Annotated in this window: 18 protein-coding genes; 9 read left to right on the forward strand and 9 right to left on the reverse strand. The window is 72.3% G+C overall.

What is annotated here, in order from left to right; translation table 11 throughout:
* Window positions 1–25 precede the first annotated feature (25 nt).
* Both AB0C33_RS17375 and AB0C33_RS17380 read right to left on the reverse strand, forming a co-directional pair.
* Window positions 26–1,153: a histidine kinase gene (locus AB0C33_RS17375; RefSeq protein WP_358288614.1), complete on the reverse strand. Its 1,128-nt coding sequence runs from the start codon at window positions 1,151–1,153 to the stop codon at window positions 26–28.
* 72 nt (window positions 1,154–1,225) lie between these two features.
* Window positions 1,226–2,464 carry an ROK family transcriptional regulator gene (locus AB0C33_RS17380; protein WP_358288617.1) on the reverse strand — a complete coding sequence of 413 codons (1,239 nt, stop codon included), beginning with the start codon at window positions 2,462–2,464 and terminating at the stop codon, window positions 1,226–1,228.
* Window positions 2,465–2,564: 100 nt separating this feature from the next.
* Between AB0C33_RS17380 and AB0C33_RS17385 the strand changes: the two genes are divergently transcribed.
* From AB0C33_RS17385 to AB0C33_RS17400, 4 genes are read left to right on the forward strand one after another with little or no spacing between them, the layout of a single operon-like run.
* On the forward strand, window positions 2,565–3,656 hold the full coding sequence (locus AB0C33_RS17385) for a sugar ABC transporter substrate-binding protein (protein WP_358288620.1): 1,092 nt from the start codon (window positions 2,565–2,567) through the stop codon (window positions 3,654–3,656).
* On the forward strand, window positions 3,657–4,376 hold the full coding sequence (locus AB0C33_RS17390) for an ATP-binding cassette domain-containing protein (RefSeq protein WP_352352201.1): 720 nt from the start codon (window positions 3,657–3,659) through the stop codon (window positions 4,374–4,376).
* Entirely contained in the window at window positions 4,373–5,536 is a 1,164-nt protein-coding gene (locus tag AB0C33_RS17395; protein WP_358288623.1) for a sugar ABC transporter permease, read from the forward strand. The genes AB0C33_RS17390 and AB0C33_RS17395 overlap by 4 nt, the downstream gene beginning before the upstream one ends.
* Window positions 5,533–6,393, forward strand: coding sequence for an ROK family protein (locus AB0C33_RS17400; protein WP_358288625.1), 861 nt, complete (start codon window positions 5,533–5,535; stop codon window positions 6,391–6,393). Before AB0C33_RS17395 ends, AB0C33_RS17400 begins: the two co-directional genes overlap by 4 nt.
* Window positions 6,394–6,401: 8 nt before the next feature.
* On the opposite strand, the gene AB0C33_RS17405 is transcribed toward AB0C33_RS17400, so the two are convergent.
* Both AB0C33_RS17405 and serA read right to left on the reverse strand, forming a co-directional pair.
* Window positions 6,402–6,530, reverse strand: a complete 129-nt coding sequence (locus AB0C33_RS17405) for a hypothetical protein (RefSeq protein WP_352318996.1) — start codon at window positions 6,528–6,530, stop codon at window positions 6,402–6,404.
* A gap of 352 nt (window positions 6,531–6,882) precedes the next feature.
* Window positions 6,883–8,472: a phosphoglycerate dehydrogenase gene (gene serA, locus AB0C33_RS17410; RefSeq protein ID WP_352318994.1), complete on the reverse strand. Its 1,590-nt coding sequence runs from the start codon at window positions 8,470–8,472 to the stop codon at window positions 6,883–6,885.
* 297 nt (window positions 8,473–8,769) lie between these two features.
* On the opposite strand from serA, the gene AB0C33_RS17415 reads away from it, so the two are divergent.
* Entirely contained in the window at window positions 8,770–9,594 is an 825-nt protein-coding gene (locus tag AB0C33_RS17415; protein ID WP_358288628.1) for a hypothetical protein, read from the forward strand.
* A 152-nt stretch (window positions 9,595–9,746) separates the two neighbouring features.
* Window positions 9,747–11,108: an MFS transporter gene (locus AB0C33_RS17420; protein WP_358288631.1), complete on the forward strand. Its 1,362-nt coding sequence runs from the start codon at window positions 9,747–9,749 to the stop codon at window positions 11,106–11,108.
* Here AB0C33_RS17420 and AB0C33_RS17425 read toward each other — a convergent pair.
* Genes AB0C33_RS17425 through AB0C33_RS17435 form a run of 3 tightly spaced genes read right to left on the reverse strand, consistent with a single transcriptional unit; the run spans window position 11,068 to window position 14,809 of the window.
* The gene (locus tag AB0C33_RS17425; RefSeq protein WP_358288634.1) at window positions 11,068–13,623 is read right to left on the reverse strand and encodes an FtsX-like permease family protein; all 2,556 of its coding nucleotides are present in this window, start codon (window positions 13,621–13,623) and stop codon (window positions 11,068–11,070) included. The genes AB0C33_RS17420 and AB0C33_RS17425 overlap by 41 nt on opposite strands.
* Complete coding sequence (locus tag AB0C33_RS17430) at window positions 13,620–14,300, reverse strand: ABC transporter ATP-binding protein (protein ID WP_358288637.1); 681 nt, start codon at window positions 14,298–14,300, stop codon at window positions 13,620–13,622. The genes AB0C33_RS17425 and AB0C33_RS17430 overlap by 4 nt, the downstream gene beginning before the upstream one ends.
* The gene (locus AB0C33_RS17435) at window positions 14,297–14,809 is read right to left on the reverse strand and encodes a helix-turn-helix transcriptional regulator (RefSeq protein ID WP_352318985.1); all 513 of its coding nucleotides are present in this window, start codon (window positions 14,807–14,809) and stop codon (window positions 14,297–14,299) included. The genes AB0C33_RS17430 and AB0C33_RS17435 overlap by 4 nt, the downstream gene beginning before the upstream one ends.
* A gap of 88 nt (window positions 14,810–14,897) precedes the next feature.
* Between AB0C33_RS17435 and AB0C33_RS17440 the strand changes: the two genes are divergently transcribed.
* Both AB0C33_RS17440 and dacB read left to right on the forward strand, forming a co-directional pair.
* The gene (locus AB0C33_RS17440) at window positions 14,898–15,449 is read left to right on the forward strand and encodes a DUF1707 and FHA domain-containing protein (RefSeq protein ID WP_358288640.1); all 552 of its coding nucleotides are present in this window, start codon (window positions 14,898–14,900) and stop codon (window positions 15,447–15,449) included.
* 238 nt (window positions 15,450–15,687) lie between these two features.
* Entirely contained in the window at window positions 15,688–17,232 is a 1,545-nt protein-coding gene (gene dacB / locus AB0C33_RS17445; RefSeq protein WP_358288643.1) for a D-alanyl-D-alanine carboxypeptidase/D-alanyl-D-alanine-endopeptidase, read from the forward strand.
* Between the two features lie 556 nt (window positions 17,233–17,788).
* Here the strand turns inward: dacB and AB0C33_RS17450 are convergent.
* Together AB0C33_RS17450 and map are read right to left on the reverse strand one after the other, a co-directional pair.
* Window positions 17,789–18,058 (reverse strand): hypothetical protein, encoded by a 270-nt coding sequence (locus tag AB0C33_RS17450; protein ID WP_352318980.1) that lies wholly within the window; start codon window positions 18,056–18,058, stop codon window positions 17,789–17,791.
* 214 nt (window positions 18,059–18,272) lie between these two features.
* Window positions 18,273–19,040, reverse strand: a complete 768-nt coding sequence (gene map / locus AB0C33_RS17455; protein ID WP_358288646.1) for a type I methionyl aminopeptidase — start codon at window positions 19,038–19,040, stop codon at window positions 18,273–18,275.
* Window positions 19,041–19,164: 124 nt separating this feature from the next.
* On the opposite strand from map, the gene AB0C33_RS17460 reads away from it, so the two are divergent.
* Window positions 19,165–20,037: a YoaK family protein gene (locus AB0C33_RS17460; RefSeq protein WP_358288649.1), complete on the forward strand. Its 873-nt coding sequence runs from the start codon at window positions 19,165–19,167 to the stop codon at window positions 20,035–20,037.
* Window positions 20,038–20,109: the final 72 nt, after the last annotated feature.

A 20,109-nucleotide genomic window follows, 5' to 3' on the forward strand; every position in this document is an offset into this window, starting at 1 on the left:
ACGTCCGCGGCCTCCCGCCGGGCCTTCATGCGGTCTCCTTCGGCAGGACGGCGGTGACCGTCCAGCCCCGGTTGGGGTTGGGGCCGGCCTCGCAGGTGCCGCCGAGCAGGGCGGCGCGTTCGATCATGCCGATCAGGCCGTACCCGGGGGCGGCGACCCCGCCGGCGCGGTCGCCGTCGTCGCTCACGGTCAGGAGTATGGCGGCGTCGTCGGCGGTGACCCGGACGGTGATGTGGGTGGCGTGACGGGCGTGCCGCCGGGCGTTGGTGATCGACTCCTGGGCGATGCGGTAGAGCGCCGCGCCGGCCGAGGGCGGCAGGTCGCCGAGCCCGTCCGCGATCTCCACCTCGACCGCCGGGCCGACGCGCGGGCGTCCGGCGAGCCGCCGCAGGTCGTCGAGGTGGCGGCCCGGGGTCAGCTCCGCCGGCTCGTTCCTGCGCAGCACCCGGACCATGGCCCGCATCTCGGCGAGCGTGCGCGACGCCTCGGCCTCGATCACCCGTAACGCGTCGGTGGCCGCGCCCGGCTCGGAGGCGGCGGTGGCCAGACCCGCCTGGGCGCGGATGGCCATGGCCGAGACGTGGTGGGCGACGGTGTCGTGCAGGTCGCGGGCGAGCTGTTCGCGTTCGAGCAGTTTGACCTGGTCGAGCTCGCGCAGCCGCGCGCCGGCCCGGTAGCGGAAGGCGCTGCCCAGCCCGACGGTCGCGACCAGCACGCCGAGCGCCGGGACGACGTCGCCGGGCGCCATGCGTCCGGACACCAGCGACAGGCCGACCGCGACCAGCCCGGCCGCCATCCCGATCACGGCCTCGCGCCCGGAACCCCACCGGAACAGCGCGTAGAGCACGATCGTGACGAACACCAGCGTGTACGTCTCCACCGGCTCGCCGCCAGTCAGCAGCGGGGCCATGGTCGTGGCGCCGAACACGAGCGCGACCATGAGCAGCGGCCTGGTCCTGCGCCACAGCAGCGTGGGGATCAGCGCGACGGTGACGGCCGTCGAGACCACCGGCCAGCGGAGGTCGGGCCGCAGCACGCCCTCGATCACCGCGGCCGGCACGAGCACCGCGACGAGCGCCCAGTCGCGCCACACCCGCAGGGGCGGGCCGGGAGGACGAGGCTCGCGCCACACGGAACGAAGGAGGCCGGCCACCCCCATATCGTAAGCGCGCCCCCACTCCCCCGCATCGCCCCGAACCCCCGTCCCACAGGCGGGAGCTGGGGGTCAGTGTTTGCGGGCGTCGAAGATGAGGTCCCACGCGCGGGACTTGGCGTGGGCGACCGCGCCCAGCAGCACGCCGCTGTCGCCCAGCGCGCTGGCCACCACCCGCGGGCGCAGCGGCCCGAGCTCGGCGATGCGGCGCTCCACGGACGCGCCCAGCAGGTCGAGGTTGCGCCCCACTCCCCCGCTCAGCACGATCACCTCCGGATCGAGCACGGCGGCCACGGCCACCAGCAACCCGCCGATGCGCCGGCCCTCGGCCTCCACGACCGATCTGGCCGCCGCGTTCCCCTCGGCGGCGGCGGCGAAGACCTCCCTCGCCGTCTCCAGCTCCAGCCCCGCCGCCCGGGCGGCGCGCACCACACCGGGCGCGGAGGTGGCCGCCTCGGTGGCCCCGTGCGTGAAAGGGTCGGCGTCGTGCGCGAAGGAGTCGGCCCCGCCCTTGAGGGGGTCGGCGTCCCCCGCGAAAGGGCCGGTCGGTGGGGCGGAGGCGGGGGGGTCCTCGGCGGCCGGGATGTAGGAGACCTCGCCCGCCGCCCCCCGCGCCCCGACGTACAGCTCGCCGTTGATCACGATGCCCATGCCGACGCCGGTGCCGATGGACACCAGGGCGAAGTTGGCCTTGCCCCGCCCGGCCCCGTGGACGTGCTCGCCGACGGCGGCCAGGTTGATGTCGTTCTCGATGACGAGGTCGACGCCCAGGGCGGCGTGCAACCGGTCGGCCAGGTCAGGCGGGCCGGGCAGGTTGGGGGCGAAGTCGAGGCCGCCGCGCACGGGGTCGTACACACCGGGTGAGCCCACCACCGCGCAGGTGATCGAGCGCCACTCGACCTCGGCCTCGCGGGCCGCCGCCCCGGCCAGCTCGCCGACCAGCTCGGCCAGCTCGGCCGAGGTGCGGGCCGTGTTGCGGCCGTCGGTACGCCCGGCGAACGCGCCGCGCAGGTCGGCCACGGCCACCCTGATCCAGTCGCGGCCGATGTCGATGCCGGCGACGTGGGTCGAGGCGGCGTTCACGTCGTACAGCGAGGAGACGGGGCCGGGCCGTCCGGACACCTCGCCCACCAGGTGGACCAGGCCGTCCTCGGCCAGCCCCGCCAGGGCGGCCGAGACCGTGGGCTTGGACAGGCCGGTGCTCTTGGCCAGGTCGGCGCGCGAGGCGGGGCCGTGCTCGTGCAGCTGGTCGAGCAGACGGCGCTCGTTGAGCACCCGCAGCAGCCGTGGATTCGCCAGGTCGCGTCGCATGTCCGGCCTCCCTCCGAGGTGCACTCTAGCCAACACGCCTGATAGTAAACTACCTTTCTTACCAAGCGGGGGCGGGCATCTTCTGAGAGGACGAAGTGCGATGCACCGAGCTTGGCGACTCATCCCCGCGGCGGCGGTCCTGCTGGCCGCCGCCTGCGGGAACAGCACCACCACCGGCACGACGGCCACTCAGGCCGACGGGCCGCGGCAGGGCGGGACGATCGCCCTGTTCCTCCCCGAATCCAAGACCACCCGATATGAAGCCTTCGACCGCCCGCTGTTCGAGGCCAAGGTCAAGGCGTTGTGCCCCGCCTGCAAGGTGATCTACGGCAACGCCGAGCAGGACGCGGCCAAACAACAACAACAGGTCGAGGCCGCGCTCACCCAGGACGCCGACGTGCTCGTCCTGGACGCCGTGGACGCCAACGCGGTCGCGCCCCTGGTCAACCAGGCCAGGCAGAAGAAGGTCCCGGTGGTCGCCTACGACCGGCTGATCTCGGGGATCGACTACGCCTACTACGTCTCGTTCAACAACGTACGGGTGGGCGAGATGCAGGGTCAGGCGCTGCTCGACGCCATGAACGCCAAGGGCACCACGGCCAAGGGCCAGATCGTGATGATCCACGGCTCGCCCACCGACCCCAGCTCGGCCGACTACAAGAAGGGCGCCAAGAGCGTCCTGGACGGCAGGGTCAAGGTCGGCAGGGAGTTCGACACCCCCGACTGGAGCCCCGACAAGGCGCAGCAGCAGATGGAGCAGGCGATCACCGCCATCGGCCGGGACCAGATCGTCGGCGTGCTGTCGGCCAACGACGGCATGGCGGGCGGCGCCATCGCCGCCATGAAGCGCGCCGGCTACAAGGAGCTGCCGCCCATCACCGGTCAGGACGCCGAGCTGGCCGCCGTGCAGCGCATCCTCACCGGCGAGCAGTACATGACCATCTACCTGGACATCAGGAGAGAGGCGGAGAAGGCCGCCGAGCTGGCCGTCGCCCTGACCAAGGGCGAGCAGCCCGCCGCCACCTCCAAGGTGAACAACGGCACGGCTGACATCCCGGCCTTCCTCCTCGACCCCATCGCGGTCACCGCCGACAAGATCAAGGACACCATCGTGAAGGACGGGTTCTACAAGGCCGACCAGATCTGCACGGCCGAGGTCAAGGCCGCCTGCGCGAAGGCGGGCATCGAGTAGATGATCGCGGCGACCGGGATCTCCAAACGGTACGGAGCGGTGCGGGCGCTCGACGGGGCAGGGCTGGAGCTGCGTCCCGGCGAGGTCGTGGCGCTCATGGGCGACAACGGCGCGGGCAAGTCGACGCTGGTCAAGACCATCTCCGGCGCGGTCGTGCCGGACGAGGGCCAGATCACGGTGGACGGCGCGCCGGTGCGCGTCGCCACCCCGCACGACGCGCAGGCGCTCGGCATCTCGACCGTCTACCAGGACCTCGCGCTCTGCGAGAACCTCGACGTCGTGGCCAACCTGTTCCTCGGCGCCGAACGCCGCCGCTGGTCGGTGCTGCGCCACCTGAGCATGGAACGCGCGACCCGCGACCTGCTCGCTCAGCTCGACGTGCGCATCGGCGACATCAGGGTGCCGGTGTCGACCTTGTCGGGCGGCCAGCGGCAGTCGGTGGCCATCGCCAGAGCGCTGCTCGGCGAACCCCGGCTGGTCATCCTGGACGAGCCGACCGCCGCGCTCGGCGTCGAGCAGACGGCCCAGGTGCTGGCGCTGATCCGGCGGTTGCGCGAGCGCGGGCTCGCGGTGCTGGTCATCTCGCACAACCTCGCCGACGTGCGCGAGGTGAGCGACCGGGTGGTGGTGCTGCGTCTCGGACGCAACGCCGGTGAGTTCCGTACGGCCGAGGCCTCCCGCGAGGAGATCGTGGCCGCGATCACAGGAGCGGGCGAATGACGGCGATGCCGATCACGGTGACCGGACGGCTGCGCCAGGGAGAGGCCGGCGCCTGGCCGGTGGTCGGCGGCCTGGTGGCGATCACGATCGTGTTCAGCACGCTCAACGAGCGTTTCCTGTCGCCCGAGAACCTCACCAACCTGGCACTCCAGATGGCCGCCACGGGCACGATCGCGCTCGGCGTCATCATGGTGCTGCTGCTCGGCGAGATCGACCTGTCGGCCGGCTCGGTCAGCGGCCTGTGCGCCACGATCATGACGATCGCGCACGTCAAGCAGGGCTGGAACGCCCTGCTGGCCATCCTGCTCGCGCTGGCGGCCGGCGCGGCGATCGGGCTGCTGCACGGGCTCATGCTGACCAAGCTGCGCATGCCGTCGTTCGTGGTCACGCTGGCCGGGCTGATGGGCTGGCTCGGGCTGCTGCTCTACCTGCTGCGCCAGGGCGGGACGATCAACCTGCCGTTCAACGGGTTCATCTCGGGGCTGAGCGACACCTGGCTGCCGGGATGGCTGTCCTGGGCACTGGTGATCGGGCTGGCCGGCGGTCACGCCGCGATCGCCACGCTGGCCAGGCGGGCACGGCTGGCCGCCGGACTGCCCGTGGCGCCGGCCTGGCAGGTCCCCGTGACGGCGGGCGGGCTGGCGGTCGTGCTCGGCGCGGCGGTGGCGGTCATGTCGGCCGACCGCGGCGTGCCGCTGCTGCTGGTGCTCTTCGGCGCACTGGTGGTCCTGCTCGACCTGGTCCTGCGGCACACCGCGTTCGGCCGCCACCTGTACGCCGTCGGCGGCAACGCCGAGGCCGCCAGGCGCGCGGGCATCAACGTGACCAGGATCAGGATCCTGGCGTTCGTGCTGGCCTCGACGCTGGCTGCGGCGGGCGGCGTGCTGGCCGCCAGCCGGCTGTCGGCGGTCAACCAGGGGTCGGGCGGCAGCGACATCCTGCTCATGGCCATCGCCACGGCGGTCATCGGCGGCACGTCCCTGTTCGGCGGACGGGGACGGGCCTACGCCGCGCTGCTCGGGGTGCTGGTCATCCAGTCGATCACCAACGGCATGTACCTGCTGAGCGTGGACTCCTCCGTCCGGTTCATGGTGACGGCCGGCGTGCTGGCCCTGGCGGTGGCGATCGACTCGCTGGCCCGCAGGGGCGCCGCGCGGTGAGCCGGGTCCTGGGCATCGACGTCGGCGGGACCAAGGTCGCGATCGGGGTCTCGGGCTCCGACGGGCCCGTGGTCGCCGGCCGCACCCGGCTGGAGACCGGCCCGGACACGCTCGTCCGGGCCCTCGCCGCGGCCCGCGCCCTGGACGGGCGGCCGGCCGCGGTCGGCTTCTCCACCTGCGGGGTGATCAGGGACGGCGTGGTGCGCCTGGCGCCGAACGTGCCCGGCTGGGAGGGGCTGGAGCTGCCCAGGCTGCTGCGCGAGGAGTTCGGCGCGACGCCGGTGGCCATCGACAACGACGTGAACGCGGCGGCGGCGGCCGAGCTGCGGTGGGGCGCGCTGCGCGGGGTCTCCACGGGCGTCTATCTCAACCTCGGCACCGGCCTGGCGGCGGCCCTGGTGGTCGGCGGCCGGGTGGTGCCCGGCGCGCACGGCGCGGCGGGCGAGATCGGCTACCTCCAGGTCACGCCGGGGCAGGCGGCCTTCGCCGATGGGCGGGTGCCGCTGGAGGAACTGGTCTCCGGCGCCGGGCTGGCGGCCAGGGGCGGCGCGCTGCTCGGCCGTGCGACCACGGCGGAGGAGGTGCTCGCCGCGCGTTCCGGGCCGCTGGCGGAGCTGGTGGCGCAGGCGTTGTCGGTGCTGACCATGACCGTGGCGAACCTGTGCGTCACGCTCGACCCCGAGGTGCTGGTCGTGGGCGGCGGCATGATGGGCGCGGCCGGGCTGATCGTGCCCAGGCTGGCCGGCGAGGTGCGGCGCGCCGTGCCGTTCCCGCCGGAGATCCGGCCCGGCCGGTTCACGGACGACGCGCCGCTGCTCGGCGCGCTCGCCCTGGCCCACGCCGCGGCGCGGGCCTGAGGGCGGCGCTACCGGGCGGAGTTCTGGGGGGCGCCGCCGTTGTCCCTGCGGTCGAGGGCGGTCTGCAGGGCCTCGGCGGCCTCGTTCTCGTTCTCTTCGGTACGGTTCCAGGCGTACATCTCGTACATGTCGCTCATCTCGTTTCGCTGGCGCGTTCCAGAAAAGGGGGCGTCGGACCCCGGTCGCGAATCCGACCGGGCCTGCTCTCGCGGGTCCGGGTCACGGACCGGGCGATAGGGAAGGGACTGACCGGCCGACGGCATCACCACTCACCGCGGCGGGTCGTCGGCCTGCCCTAACAGGCCCCGCCGCGGCAGGTAATGAGTACGAGAACCTGGCGCATTTCCATCCACGGTACCCGGCGGCTGTCTCGCTGTCTCGTTGGATGTCCTACTATCTCGCATTCTGAGACGAGAAAAGGCCGCCACCCGGAACGGTCCAGGTGACGGCCTTCCCCCGGATCGGGGGCTCAGTCCTCAGGTCGCGAGGTCAGTCCTCCAGGTCGACCGAACGGCCGCTCTCGGCGCCGATCTCGGCCGCGATCTGGTCGATCACGGCGGCCGGGATGGCCGAGTCGACGGTCAGCGCGATGAGCGCCTTGCCGCCCTTGACGTCGCGGGCCACCTGCATCGAGGCGATGTTCACGCCGGCCTCGCCGAGCAGCCGCCCGACCACGCCGACGACGCCGGGACGGTCGGTGTAGGCGAAGAACGACAGGTGGGCCGTCGGCTCGATCTCCATCTCGTAGCCGTTGACCTCGACGATCTTCGTGATCTGCCGGGGGCCGGACAGCGTGCCGGAGACCGAGATCTGGCGGCCGTCTGCGAGCACGCCGCGCACGGTCACCACGTTGCGCCAGTCGGGGCTCTCGGAGCTGGTCACCAGCTCCACGCTGATGCCCCGCTCCTTGGCCAGCAGCGGCGCGTTGACGTACGTGACCTGCTCCTCGATCACGTCGGCGAACACGCCCTTGAGCGCGGCCAGCTCGATGACCCGCACGTCCTGGGAGGCGATCTCGCCGCGGACCTCGACGTCGAGCTTGGTGGCGACCTCGCCGGCCAGGGCGGTGAACACCCGGCCCAGCTTCTCGGCCAGCGGCAGGCCCGGCTTGACGTCCTCGGCCACCGCGCCGCCCTGGACGTTGACCGCGTCGGGCACGAACTCGCCCGCCAGCGCCAGCTTCACGCTCCGCGCGACCTGCGTGCCGGCCTTCTCCTGGGCCTCGTGCGTGGAGGCGCCGAGGTGCGGCGTGGCGACGACCTGGTCCAGCTCGAACAGGGGGCTGTCGGTGCACGGCTCCTTGGCGAACACGTCGAGGCCGGCGCCCGCGACGCGACCCTCCTTGATCGCCGAGTAGAGCGCGGCCTCGTCCACGATGCCGCCGCGGGCCACGTTGATGATCCGCACGGACGGCTTGACCTCGTGCAGCTCCTTGTCGCCGATGAGCCCGAGGGTCTCCTTCGACTTCGGCAGGTGCACGGTGATGAAGTCGGCCTGCTTGAGCACCTCTTCGAGGCTGAGCAGCTTGACGCCCATCTGCGCGGCGCGGGCCGGCGGCAGGTAGGGGTCGTAGGCGATCAGCTCGACGCCGAACGGCTGGAGCCGCTGGGCCACGAGCTGGCCGATCTTGCCGAGGCCGAGGATGCCGACGACCTTCTCGTCCAGCTCGACGCCGGTGTACTTGGAGCGCTTCCACTCCCCGTTCTTCAGCGCCGCGTGGGCCTGGGCGGTGTTGCGGGCGCTGGCCAGGATGAGCGCGATGGTCTGCTCGGCGGCGCTGGTGATGTTGGAGGTCGGCGCGTTGACGACCATGACACCGGCCTTGGTGGCGGCCTCGACGTCGACGTTGTCGAGGCCGACGCCGGCGCGGGCGACCACGCGCAGCTTCGGCGCGGCGGCGATGGCCTCGGCGTCGACCTGCGTGGCGGAGCGCACGATCAGGGCGTCCACGTCGGCGAGGGCGGGCAGAAGCTGGGAACGGTCCGCTCCGTCGGTGTGGCGGACCTCGAAATCGGCGCCGAGCACGGCGAGGCCGGCCTCGGACAGCTCCTCTGCGACCAGAACGACGGGCTTGTTCACAGGCGTGGATCCTTAGGGGCATGCGGCGGGCTGGAGGGACACGTCGCTGGGCCCCTCGGATCCCTCAGAGTCTATCCGCGCTTGTGAACGCGTTCACGAGGGACCCACGATTTGAGACGGCCCCGCTCGGCGTCGCGACGCCCTGGACGCGGCTCCGGTACCCAGGCGGCAGCAAAGTCATCCACTCTGCACACATCTTTGTCTTGATCGGGGGATTTATTGGCCATTAGCCTGATAAGCCGTGGCCGACTACCTATGGTTCGTCATATGAGCATCGGGAATCCTGCGCTTGCCGACGTGCTCGCACAGCATGGCATGCCTCATCGCCTGCTGGCGGCCCTCGCCGACGGTGGAGTCCTGGTGGCAGTGCGACCAGATCGATCGGTCGTCCTTGGGACGACCCAGGCGGGTGACCGGGTTCTGCTCGGGTACACCAGCCCTGCTACCTACGCCAGGCACCGCGGCAGCCATTCCCTGTCGGTGTGCGACGCCGACACCATCCTGGACATCCAGCGCGTCACCGGCGTGCCGGAGATCGTGATCGACGCCGCGGGCCCCGCAGCCGCGGCCGTGCCCATCGACGATCTCCAGCGCTTCCTCACCGGCACGCGTTCGGGGCCCACACCCGTGCTGTCGGGGGCGGCGCCCGCCGCCTACGCGACCGGCGCCATGGCAACCGTCTCGCGCGTGCCCGCGCTGGCGCAGGTGGCCCCGCCCACCCCGCAGGCGCCCGCGCTGCCGTGGGTCCCCGCGCCCCGGCCCCACCTGTCGGGGCCGATGCAGCAGGTGGACCCCGGCTACCGCCGGTGCACGCACCCGATCCTGCCGGCGCTGCGGCAGGCCATCGCGCAACTGCTGGGCGACTTCCCGCTCGTGCACCACGTGTGGATCTCCGAGGCCGGCACCGCGTCCGGGGCGACCGGGATCATGCTGCACGTCAAGGTGCACATGTCGGCCGCCGAGGACGTCGTCCGCGACCTGCACCGCCTGGTACGCGCCCGCCTGCCGCAGTTCGCGGCCAGCGGCGCGCCGATCCTCATGGCCAGGGTCGCCGACGCGCGCAGCGAGCGCCGGATGATCGAGATCGGCGCGCACGTGGTCTGCGCCAACGTGCGCGAGTAGCCGGCGTACGCGAGTAGCCCGGCATCGGTGTGGAGCCCGGCATGGGTGTGGAGCCCGGCGTGCGGGGAACGGCAGGCGCGCGGGAGTGATCCGGTGGGGCCCGGGAAACTGGGCCCTACCGAACAAGCCCTCGCTCGGCTTGAATGGGCCTCATGATCACATCGCCGGTGAGCGCGCCCACGGTCTCCAGGGGCGTGCGCCTCGGCTACGGCGTGGGCTCGTTCTGCACGGCCACGGTCAGCGCCGTGCCCGGCCTGCTCCTGCTGTACTACATGACCAACTTCCTGGCCGTGCCCGCGTGGCTGGCCGGCGTGGTGGTCACCGCGCCCAAGGTCTGGGATCTGATCATCAACCCGCTGGTCGGCCGCTGGTCGGACCGGACCGTCTCGCGGATGGGGCCGCGCCGCCCCTGGCTGCTGGCCGGGTCGCTGACGCTGCCCGTCGCGTTCTTCCTCGTCTTCGCCGGGCCGCCGCTGACCGGGGTCCCGGCCGCCCTGTACGTCGGGCTCTGCTTCATGGCGACGGCGACCGCGTACGCGCTGTACGAGGTGCCGTACAAGGCCATGCCCGGCGAGATGACCGACGACTACCACGAGCGCACCTCGCTGCTGCAGTGGCGGATGGTCTTCATCGGCGCGGCCACCGCGATCAGCGGCGTGCTGGCCCCGATGATCGCCACCGGTCAGGGCGATGAGGGCACGCTCGGCAGCTACCGGCTGATGGGCCTGACGATCGCCCTCATCCTGCTGGCCTCGATGCTCGGCTCGTTCTTCGGCACCGCCCGCGCCCCGATGACCGGCGCGCCGGAGGCCGACCACGGCGGGTGGCGCGAGCAGCTCGCGGCGATCAGAGGCAACCGGGCGTTCCTGTGGCTGACCGTCATGGCCTGCCTGCAGATGCTCGCCGTCAGCATGATGCTGGCCGCGGCGCCGTACTTCGCGTCGTACACGCTGGGGTCGCCGAAGAGCACGCAGACGCTCTTCGCCGCGCTGGTCGGGCCGATGTTGCTGACCATGCCGCTGTGGGTGTGGCTGGCCCGGCGCTTCGACAAGCGCGGCGCGATGATCCTGGCCGCGCTGCTGTTCGGCGGCGGCACGGCGGCGGCCATGGCGACCCCGCTGTTCGGCCCCCTGTACGCCCACCTGACCATCCTGCTCGTCGGCATCGGCATCGCCGGGGTCGAGCTCATGCTGTTCTCGATGCTGGCCGACGTGGTCGCCGCCGACGCCGCCGAGTCGGGCAAGCGGCGGGCCGGCGTGCTGACCGGGCTGTGGACGGCCATCGAGAGCGGCGTCAGCTCGTTCGGGGCGCTGATCTTCGGGGTCATCCTGTCGATCGGCGGGTTCGTCGAGTCCGACGCGAGCACGCCCGTCCAGCAGCCGGACAGCGCCGTGACCGCGGTCCTCGTCGGGCAGACCGCGGTCCCGGCGCTGATCATCTTCCTGTCCGTGCTGGTGACGCTGCGGTACCGGCTCAGGCCACCCGGCGGGCCAGCACCAGGCGTGTCCGGGTGAGCAGCCCGGCCACCAGGGCCGCGACCAGCGGCAGGCCCAGCACGACCGCGGCCAGGAACGACCAGGGCACGTCGATCGTCCCCGGCCCATCCAGCAGCGTGCGCATGCCGCCGGCGCCCATCCTGGTCATCGGCCAGGTCAGCGCGACACCGGCCACCGCGCCGGCGACGAGGCCGACCACCGCGCCCAGGCCCGCGATGTAGGCGGCCTGGGCGGCCACCACCAGCCTGCGCACCCGCGGCGCCGCGCCGACCGCCGACAGGTTGTTCAGGTCGGGACGCATGTCGGCCGCCGCCAGCCCGGTGGCCGCGAACGTGCCCCCGAGCACCAGGACCAGCGCCGCGCCGAGCAGCACCAGCAGGGCGAAGGCGCGGTCCTCCGCCTTCCCCCGCTTGGCGTTGAGGTACAGGTTGCCGTTCACCTCGCCCCGCAGATCGGCCTCCATGCGCCGTTCGTCCTGCGGCGGGGACGCGGTGTAGAGCACCCGCTCGACCGTGCCGAGCCCGGCCTTGGCCAGCGCCTGCGGCGGGATCAGGGCGCCCGCCTGCCGGGGGTCGGCGCCGCTCGACACCACGGCCGGGATCCGGATCCGCTTGCGCTCCTTGATGGTGTCGGAGTCCCAGTCGCTCACGGTCAGCTCGATCGTGCCGTCGCTCACCACGTCCGTGCTGAACGCCACGGCCTTGCCCGCCGCCAGCGCGGCGGCCGCCTGCGGGTCCCGGCGCTTCTGAAGGAAGGCGAGCAGGTCCGCCCCGCCGATCGGCGGCTGGTCGTAGAACCGCTGCGCGCATGCCGGCTCGCACGTCCGCGGCACGGTCAACCAGAGGTCCCGGCCCTTGGCGTCCGTCGCCTCGTGCCCGGTGACGATGTCGGTGCCGGGGAAGCGGGCGCGGACGGCGTCCTTCAGCCGGGCCCACGTCTGGCCGTCCATCTCCGTGGCGCCGCCGATCACCGTGGTGCCCAGCGGGAACACCGTGACGCTCTGCTCCTCCTGCTGGGTGTACGCGCTGCTGCTGCCGATGCCGAGCGCGACCACCGCCATGGTCGCCGCCATGACGGCGGCGGTGGCCGAGGCCGTACGGACGCGGTGGCGCGCGGCGTCGCGCACGGACAGGCGCAGCGGGAGCGGCAGCCGGGCGGCGATCCGCGAGGTGGCCTGGACCAGCCACGGCGTCAACGCCACCATGCCGAACACGAACGGCACGAAGGCCGCGATCATCGTCACCGTGCCCCTGGTCATGGCGTATCCGATCGCGCCCAGCCCGGCCGTCACCAGCACGATCCCGAGCACGGGACGCGGGGCCCGACCCTGGACCTGCGCGGCCCGGCCGGCCAGGACCTGCGCGGTGTTCTGCCGGCTCGCCTGCACCGCGGGCACGATCGCCGCGATCAGTCCGCTGACCAGGCCGAGCGCCGCCACGCCGAGCACCGGCAGCCACGGCACGTCGGCCGGCCCGTGCGACCAGTCCAGTTCCCTGGCCGCGACCGACTCGACGAGCAGGCCGGGGCCGATGCCCAGGACGACCCCGAGCACGGCCGCCGCGCCGCCGAGCACCAGGCCGTCGGCCAGCACGATCAGGCGCAGGTGCCGGGCCGAGCCGCCCTGCGCGGAGATCACCGCCAGCTCCCTGCGCCGCCGCCGCAGCCCCACGGCGAACGCCGGGCCGGCCAGCAGCACGGTCTCCATGACGACGAGCACGATGACCACGCCGAGCTGGACCAGGGCGCGCGCGTCGTCCGGGTTCCCGCGGGAGTCGTCCTTGTGGGCGTCGAGCACCGCGCGGGAGGTGACGCCGAGGCCCGCGTCATTGAGCTGCGACACCTTCGACCGCAGGACCGGACCGGCGGTGTCGACCAGCCAGCCGCTGCTGTTGCCGTCGTTCTGGTGGACGAGCACACCCTCGGGCAGGGCGGCCAGTTCCAGGATGCCGGGCCGGTTGGGGTTCTCGGCGACGCCGACCACCTTCACGGTGCGGTCCGGCCGCCGCAAGGTGAGCGTGTCGCCCACCCGGACGCCCAGGTCGGCCATCTTCGGCGAGATCGCCACCTCGCCGGGCGCGGCGGCGTAGCGGCCCTGCTCCAGGGTGCGCATCCCGGCCGTCATGGGGTCGCGCAGATCGACCTCCACGACGTCCGCCTGGTTGAAGCCGTCGGGCAGCCGGACGTTGACCAGGCTCGTCTGGTAGCGCAGCAGGCGGCCGGGGAGCAGCGTGTTGATCTCCGCGGGGGTCCACGGCCGCTGTGAGGTGCCGCTCTTCGGCTGGTACGCGGAGTCGCCGCTGTCGTCCTGCCGGACCGGGGTGCGGTACGGGAAGGTGATCAGGCGGGCGTCGGCCGCCCCCAAGCGCGTGACCGCCCGCTCCTTCGGGGTGACGCTGGTCGTGGCGGCGCCGGTGAGCACCGCCGTGATCACCAGGACGGGCAGGCCGATCATCACCATGATCAGGGCGCTGCGGCCCTTGAAACGCGACGCGTCCCTGCGGGAGATCCGCAGGGCGGCGAGGAAGGCGCTCATCGCGAGCTCTCCATCCGCACCGCCGACGCCTCGGCGATCAGTCCGTCCCGCAGGTAGACCACCCGGTCCGCCCAAGCCGCGTAGCGCGGCTCGTGGGTGACCAGCAGCACCGCCGCGCCCTCGTCGCAGCGGTTGCGCAGCAGGTGCAGGATCTCGTCGCCGGTGGCCGTGTCGAGCGCGCCGGTCGGCTCGTCGGCCAGCAGCAGCCGCCGTTCGCCGACCAGCGCCCTGGCGATGGCCACGCGCTGACGCTGGCCGCCGGACAGCTCCTCGGGAAACCGGTCGGCGATCTGGTCGACGCCCACGTCGGCCAGGACGGCCAGCGCCTCCCGGCGGGCCTGGCCGGCGCGGACGCCGTCCAGTTCCCTGGGCAGCATCACGTTCTCGGCGGCCGTCAGGGACGGGATCAGGTTGAGGTCCTGGAAGACGTACCCGACGCTGCCGCGTCGCAGCGCGGCCAGGTCACGGACCCCGGCCAGGTCGCGGCCCTCGATCAGGACCGTGCCCGACGTGGGCCGGTCGAGGCCGCCGGCCAGATTGAGCAGCGTCGACTTCCCCGAGCCCGACGGGCCCATGACCGCGACGAGCTCCCCTTGTGCCACCTCCAGGCTCACGCCGCGCAGGGCGTGCACCTGGCCGTGCTCGCGGGTAACGTCCCGCAGCTCCACCACAGTCATTGGTTCTTCTCCTTGACAACGGCCTCGCAGTGGTCGAGCCAGCGCTGCTCGGCCTCGGCCTTGAAGATCATCGATTCCAGGACGAGCCGCTGGGCGAGGCCGTCACCGGCGGCCCTCTTGGCCCTGGTCAGGTCCTGCAGCGTGCGCATGGTCGCCATTCGCTGGGCCAGGATGACCGCGCCCACGTCCACGTCGGTGGCGGCGACGGCCATCGCGATCTTGATGGCGAGTTCGTCCCGAGGCCGGTCGGAGTGGTCGACGGGGGTGCTGAACCATCGCTCCAGTTCCTCCCGACCGGCCTCGGTGATCGTGTAGACGGCCCTGCCCTGCTCGTCGGCTCCACCCGGCGCCACCAGGCCGTCACGTTCCAGGCGGGCGAGCGTCGTGTAGACCTGGCCGATGTTGAGCGGCCAGGTCGCCCCCGTCGACGCCTCGAACTCCACCCGGAGCTGATAGCCGTAACGCGGTGCGCTGCTCAGCAGGGCGAGCAGCCCGTGTCTGATCGACATGGATACTGAGTATGCATACTGAGTATGGCCATCGCAACTGATCCACGTATTCTGGACACGGAACGCCGTTCAGGCCGATACTCGGGACATGAGCTCCACCCAGCCGCCGTTCCGCGCCTCCGACGGGGAACGCGACCGCGCGATCGACGAGCTCAAGCACCGGGCCGTGGAGGGCCGGATCTCCCACGACACCTTCGTCGGCCGGGTCGACCAGGCGCTGCGGGCGCGCAACCAGCACGAGCTCGACGAGCTGGTCGCCGACCTGCCGCGCCGGCCCACGATCAGGCAGCGGCTGACGGACGCCGTCTCGTCGGTGTCGGAACTCACCACCCGGTTGCAGGCGGCCTGGCGGCGGCCGCGGCTGCCCCGGCTGGCGTTGCCGGACGACGACCGGCTGCGTTACGTCGTGGGCCGGGGGTCGGCCTGCGACCTCGTCCTGTCGGACCTGACGGTGTCGCGCGTGCACGCCGAGCTGCGGCGGGAGGGCGACGGCGGTTGGCTGCTGGTCGATCTCGGCTCGCTCAACGGCACCCGGCTCAACGGGTGGCGGCTGGTGGGGCCCGTCCGGGTCAAGTCGGGCGACGAGATCTCCTTCGGCGACTGCGGCTTCCTCCTCGCCTCCGGCCAACCTTCCGCCTGACCCCCGGCCCCGCATCCCGGCCCCGCATCCCGGCCCCGCATCCCGGCCCCGCATCCCGGCCACGTCACGCGCCCTCCCTGCCTCCGCCCCGGACGCGCTCTCGCGCCGGGCCGATGGAGTTACGCGCCGATAGGCGCTGGGGCGCCGAGCCGGCTTCAGAAATACGGATATTTGCGGATTACACGGCGACTGCGCTGATTCATGCTCACATGCGATCCCCCAGTCCCTTGGAGACCACATGCGGCGCACCTCAGCCTCCCTCCTCGCGGGCACGCTCGTCGCGGCACTCGCGTGGGCGTCCGGCCCCTCCACACCGGCGGTCGCCCTCGACCCCTCGCCCGGCGTGGCCGACCTGACCCAGGACATCAACCAGATCCTCGGCGACTCCCGGCTCACGATCGCCAGGGCGGGCGTCGTCGTGAAGAGCGCCGCGAACGGCGAGCAGCTCTACGCCACCGACGCCGGCAAGCTGCTGACCCCGGCGTCCAACACCAAGCTGTTCACCTCGGCGGCGGCGGTGGAGACGCTCGGCCTGGACTACCGCTTCCCGACCACCGTGCTGAACGCCGGCCGCAAGGTCGGCTCTGTGCTCACCGGCGACCTCGTGCTGCGCGGCACCGGCGACCCGACCATGCTCGCCGAGGACTACGACGCGCTGGCGGCCAAGGTCGCGGCGGCCGGCGTCAAGGTCGTCACGGGCAAGCTGATCGCCGACGACACCTGGTTCGACGGCCAGCGGCTCGGCACCGACTGGGCCTGGGACGACGAGACCGCCTACTACGCGGCGCCGATCTCCGCGCTGACCGCCTCCCCCGACCGCGACTACGACGCCGGTTCGGTGATCGTCTCGGTCGAGGCGGACGGGGGACAGGTCAAGGTCTCGACGACCCCGGCGACCGACTACCTGAAGATCGTCAACAAGGCCACCGTGGGCGCCGAGACCGACGTCCTCATCGAGCGGCAGCACGGCACGCGGACGGTCGTGATCACCGGCACGGTCGCCGACCCGTACCAGGAGTGGGTCGCGGTGGACGACCCCACGGCCTACGTGTCCTCGCTGTTCCGCAAGGCGCTGGCCGCGCACGGCGTACGGGTGCTCGGCCCGACGGCGACGGGCGCGGCTCCCGCCGGGGCGGCCGAGCTGGCCAGGCACGACTCGATGCCTCTGAGCGAGCTGCTGGTGCCGTTCCTGAAGCTGAGCAACAACATGCACGCCGAGATCCTCACCAAGGCCATGGGCCGCAAGGCCGCGAACCAGGGCACCTGGTCGGCCGGACTGAAGGTCGCCACGGACTTCGCGAAGGCCAACGGCGTCCAGGTGATCAACATGCGGGACGGCTCGGGCCTGTCGCGCCGCGACGGCTTCTCGCCGGGCTCGATCGTCCAGCTCCTGACCGCCGTACGGACCAAGCCGTGGTTCAGCACCTGGTACGAGGCCCTGCCCATCGCCGGCAACGCCGACCGTCTCACCGGCGGCACGCTGCGCAGCCGGATGCGGAACACCCCCGCGGCGAACAACGTGCACGCCAAGACGGGCTCGCTGACCGGCGTGACCTCGCTGTCCGGCTACGTGACCAGCGCCGAGGGCGAGCCGCTGATCTTCTCGATCATGCTGAACCAGTACCTGTCCGGCTCGCCGAAGGACATCGAGGACAAGATCGCCGTACGGCTCGCGCAGTTCTCGCGGGCGACGGCGACCGACGTCACCGCCCAGCTCAAGGCCGCCGACCAGGGCACGGCGGGCGACCTGGAGTGCTCGTGGCTGAAGCCGGCCCAGTGCTGACGAACCGGTGAACGTCCCCGGCGACCTCCCTGCGGGGGGCGGACCGGCGGCGCTGACCCTCCGACCGGCGGCGCTGACCCTTCGACCGGCGGCTGCGCCCGGACGCGGGGAGGACAAGCAGCGCTGACCCTTCGACGAGCGGCGGCCTCCGGATGCCCGGTGGGCCGCCGCGGTTCACCCGGCTCGACAGGATGGTCATCACGATCCGATCACCTGGAGCTCCAGATATAGTCCGCATTTTCACTACATAGCCGACATGGGCGCGCCAGAATGCGGATTCAACACCGTGGCGAACCCCTGACCCCGGGAGCGCCGGGCCGTCGCCGGCCCCCACCCCCAAGCCGGTCGTCCCACCGCATGCCCGGCACGCTCCCCTCCCGGCGGGCCCGCGCCGCACGTCCCCCCGCACACCGGACCGCGGCCGGGCCCGCCCCCTCCGGCAGAGCGCGGCCCGAACCTTCGCTTTCCGCACCGGGACCCGAAAAGGGCACGACTAAGGGGCCTGCCCCGATGGACAGGCCCCTTAGTCGTGCAGTTCAGCCGCTGAGGAATTACTTCAGCTGACGGCGCACTTCGTGTCTTTGCTCTTGATGCCGAGGATCTGGCTCAGGATGTCGCCGGTCTCGAGGACGAGCACGCCGCTGGTGCTGTTGTCGACCTCGCCACGGGCGAAGATGTTCTCGTCACCGCAGACGAAGAGAACCCGGCCCGGGTCCTCGTCGGAGTGAGGGACGAAGGCCATGTGAGGGGTCGCCGCTAGAGCGGAGCCGCCGACCATGACCATCCCGCCGACGAGCCCGGCCAGGATGAGCCCTTGTCTGAACATATCGATTCTCCTTGATACCTATCGACTACTCTCCGTAGCTATCGGGAGGAGATTTGCCCTAGGCCCTCTTTCAACAAACGCCGCTATTTCTGTCTTTACCTGCGCAAATACGCGGCTTGGGGGAAGGGGTGACACAGCTCACCCTTCTTGACCGATCGGTGTACGCGGCAGAGGAATATCCGGGCCGGTCGTGACCACGCGCTGACAGGAGGCGTCAAGGGAGGGTGAGAACCACCGGGCCGTCCGCGGTGATGGCCACCGTGTGCTCGACGTGGGCACTCCTGCTGCCGTCGCCGGAGCACACCGACCACCCGTCCTCGGCCATGACGTACTCGTCGTCGCCGCCCGCCATCAGGCTCGGCTCGATCGCGATCACCAGTCCGGGGCGCAGCCGCAGGCCGCGTCCGGGGCGGGCCTCGTTGGGCACGAACGGCGACTCGTGCATGGCCCGGCCGATGCCGTGGCCGCCGAAGTCGTTCTGCATGCCATAGCCGGCGCCGCGGCCGACCAGCGACATCGCGTGCCCGATGTCGCCCATCCGGCCGCCCGGCACGGCGGCCGCGATGCCCGCCGCCAGCGTCTCCTCGGCCACCCGGATGAGCTTGAGGTCCTCGGCGCGGCCGGGCCCGACGGTGAAGGTGACCGCGCCGTCGGCGTGCCAGCCGTCGATGTGCGCGCCGAAGTCCACGCTCAGCAGGTCGCCCTCGCGCAGCCGGTACGGCGTGGGCAACCCGTGCAGCATGACCCCGTTCACGGACGTGCACACCACCCCCGGGTACGGCATGGCCCCGAACGACGGGTGGTAGCCGAGGAACGACGACCGCGCCCCGGCCTCGTGCATGACCTCGCGGGCCACCTCGTCGAGCTGCAGCAGCGACACCCCGGCGGCGGCCCGCTCCTTGACGGCGGCGTGCACGTTGGCCACGACACGGCCCGCCTCCCGCATGGCGTCGATCTCCCCGGCGGTCTTGAGCGTGATCACAGCGGCCTCCCAGCCCTCGGCGCGATAACTATACCGGTATTATTATCACGCTTCCCGGAAGCTCGCAGCCGTCCCGCCACCCCGTTGACCAATCACCCAGAGTAATCGTTATAGTGCTCAGAGTATGCGTTTCGGACGGTTCTCCATGCTCGCTCTGGCGCTCGCGGCAGGGGCCGTCGACGCGCTGAGCTTTCTCGCGCTCGGACAGGTGTTCACCGCGAACATGACCGGCAACGTCGTCCTGCTCGGCCTGGCGCTCGGCACCGGCGACACCTCGCACGTCATCCGCTCGGGAATCGCCCTGACCACGTTCTGCCTGGGTTTGGCGATCGGCTTCACCCTGCTGGGCGGCGCCACCCCCGCAGGACGCGCTCCCCCGCCCCCGCGGACCACCACCCCACCCACCCGCGCCCCGACGGAAGCACAGGCCCAGCAGCCCGCGACGGCGCCGGACGGGGAACCGGCGGAGGGGCAGGCTCAGGAGGCCGCGGCGGCCCGGGGCAGGGAACCGGAGCGGCTGGACCGGGAACGCGTGGAGGTGCAGGTCCAGGGGCCGGTGGGGGTGCCTGTCGGGGTGCCCGTGCGGCCGCTGGTGGTGCTGCTCGCGGAGCTGGCGCTGCTGGTGGTGGTTGCGGCCGGATGGGCGGCCCGCGTGCTGCCGCATCCGGCGCTGATCGCCGCCTCGGGGACGGCGATGGGCCTGCAGAGCGCGGTCACGCGCTGGGCGGGCGGCCCCGGGCTGTCCACAACCTACGTCACGGGCACGCTGACCAGCCTGGCGGGCCGGGCGGTCGGCCCGCGATCGGGGGTGCTGCGCCCGCTGGGTGTGGTGCTCTGCGTGGTCTCGGGCGCCGTCGTCGCGGCCTCGGCGCTGCGCGTGCACGCCGCCGTCACCCCGTTCATCGCCCCGGCCACGGTCGCGGCGGCCACCGCCGCCTGGGCCCTCACCGCGACCCACCGCGCAAAACCGCACCCACGCGGCCGGTCAGCCCTGTAGCGGGAAAGCGGGCGCCTTGCGGCAGGTCAGCCCGGAATCCCCAGGCGGCACCCTCTGCAACGAGCAAAGCCC

Source organism: Nonomuraea sp. NPDC048881 (genome assembly GCF_040649795.1).
In the GTDB taxonomy this organism is placed as follows: domain Bacteria; phylum Actinomycetota; class Actinomycetes; order Streptosporangiales; family Streptosporangiaceae; genus Nonomuraea.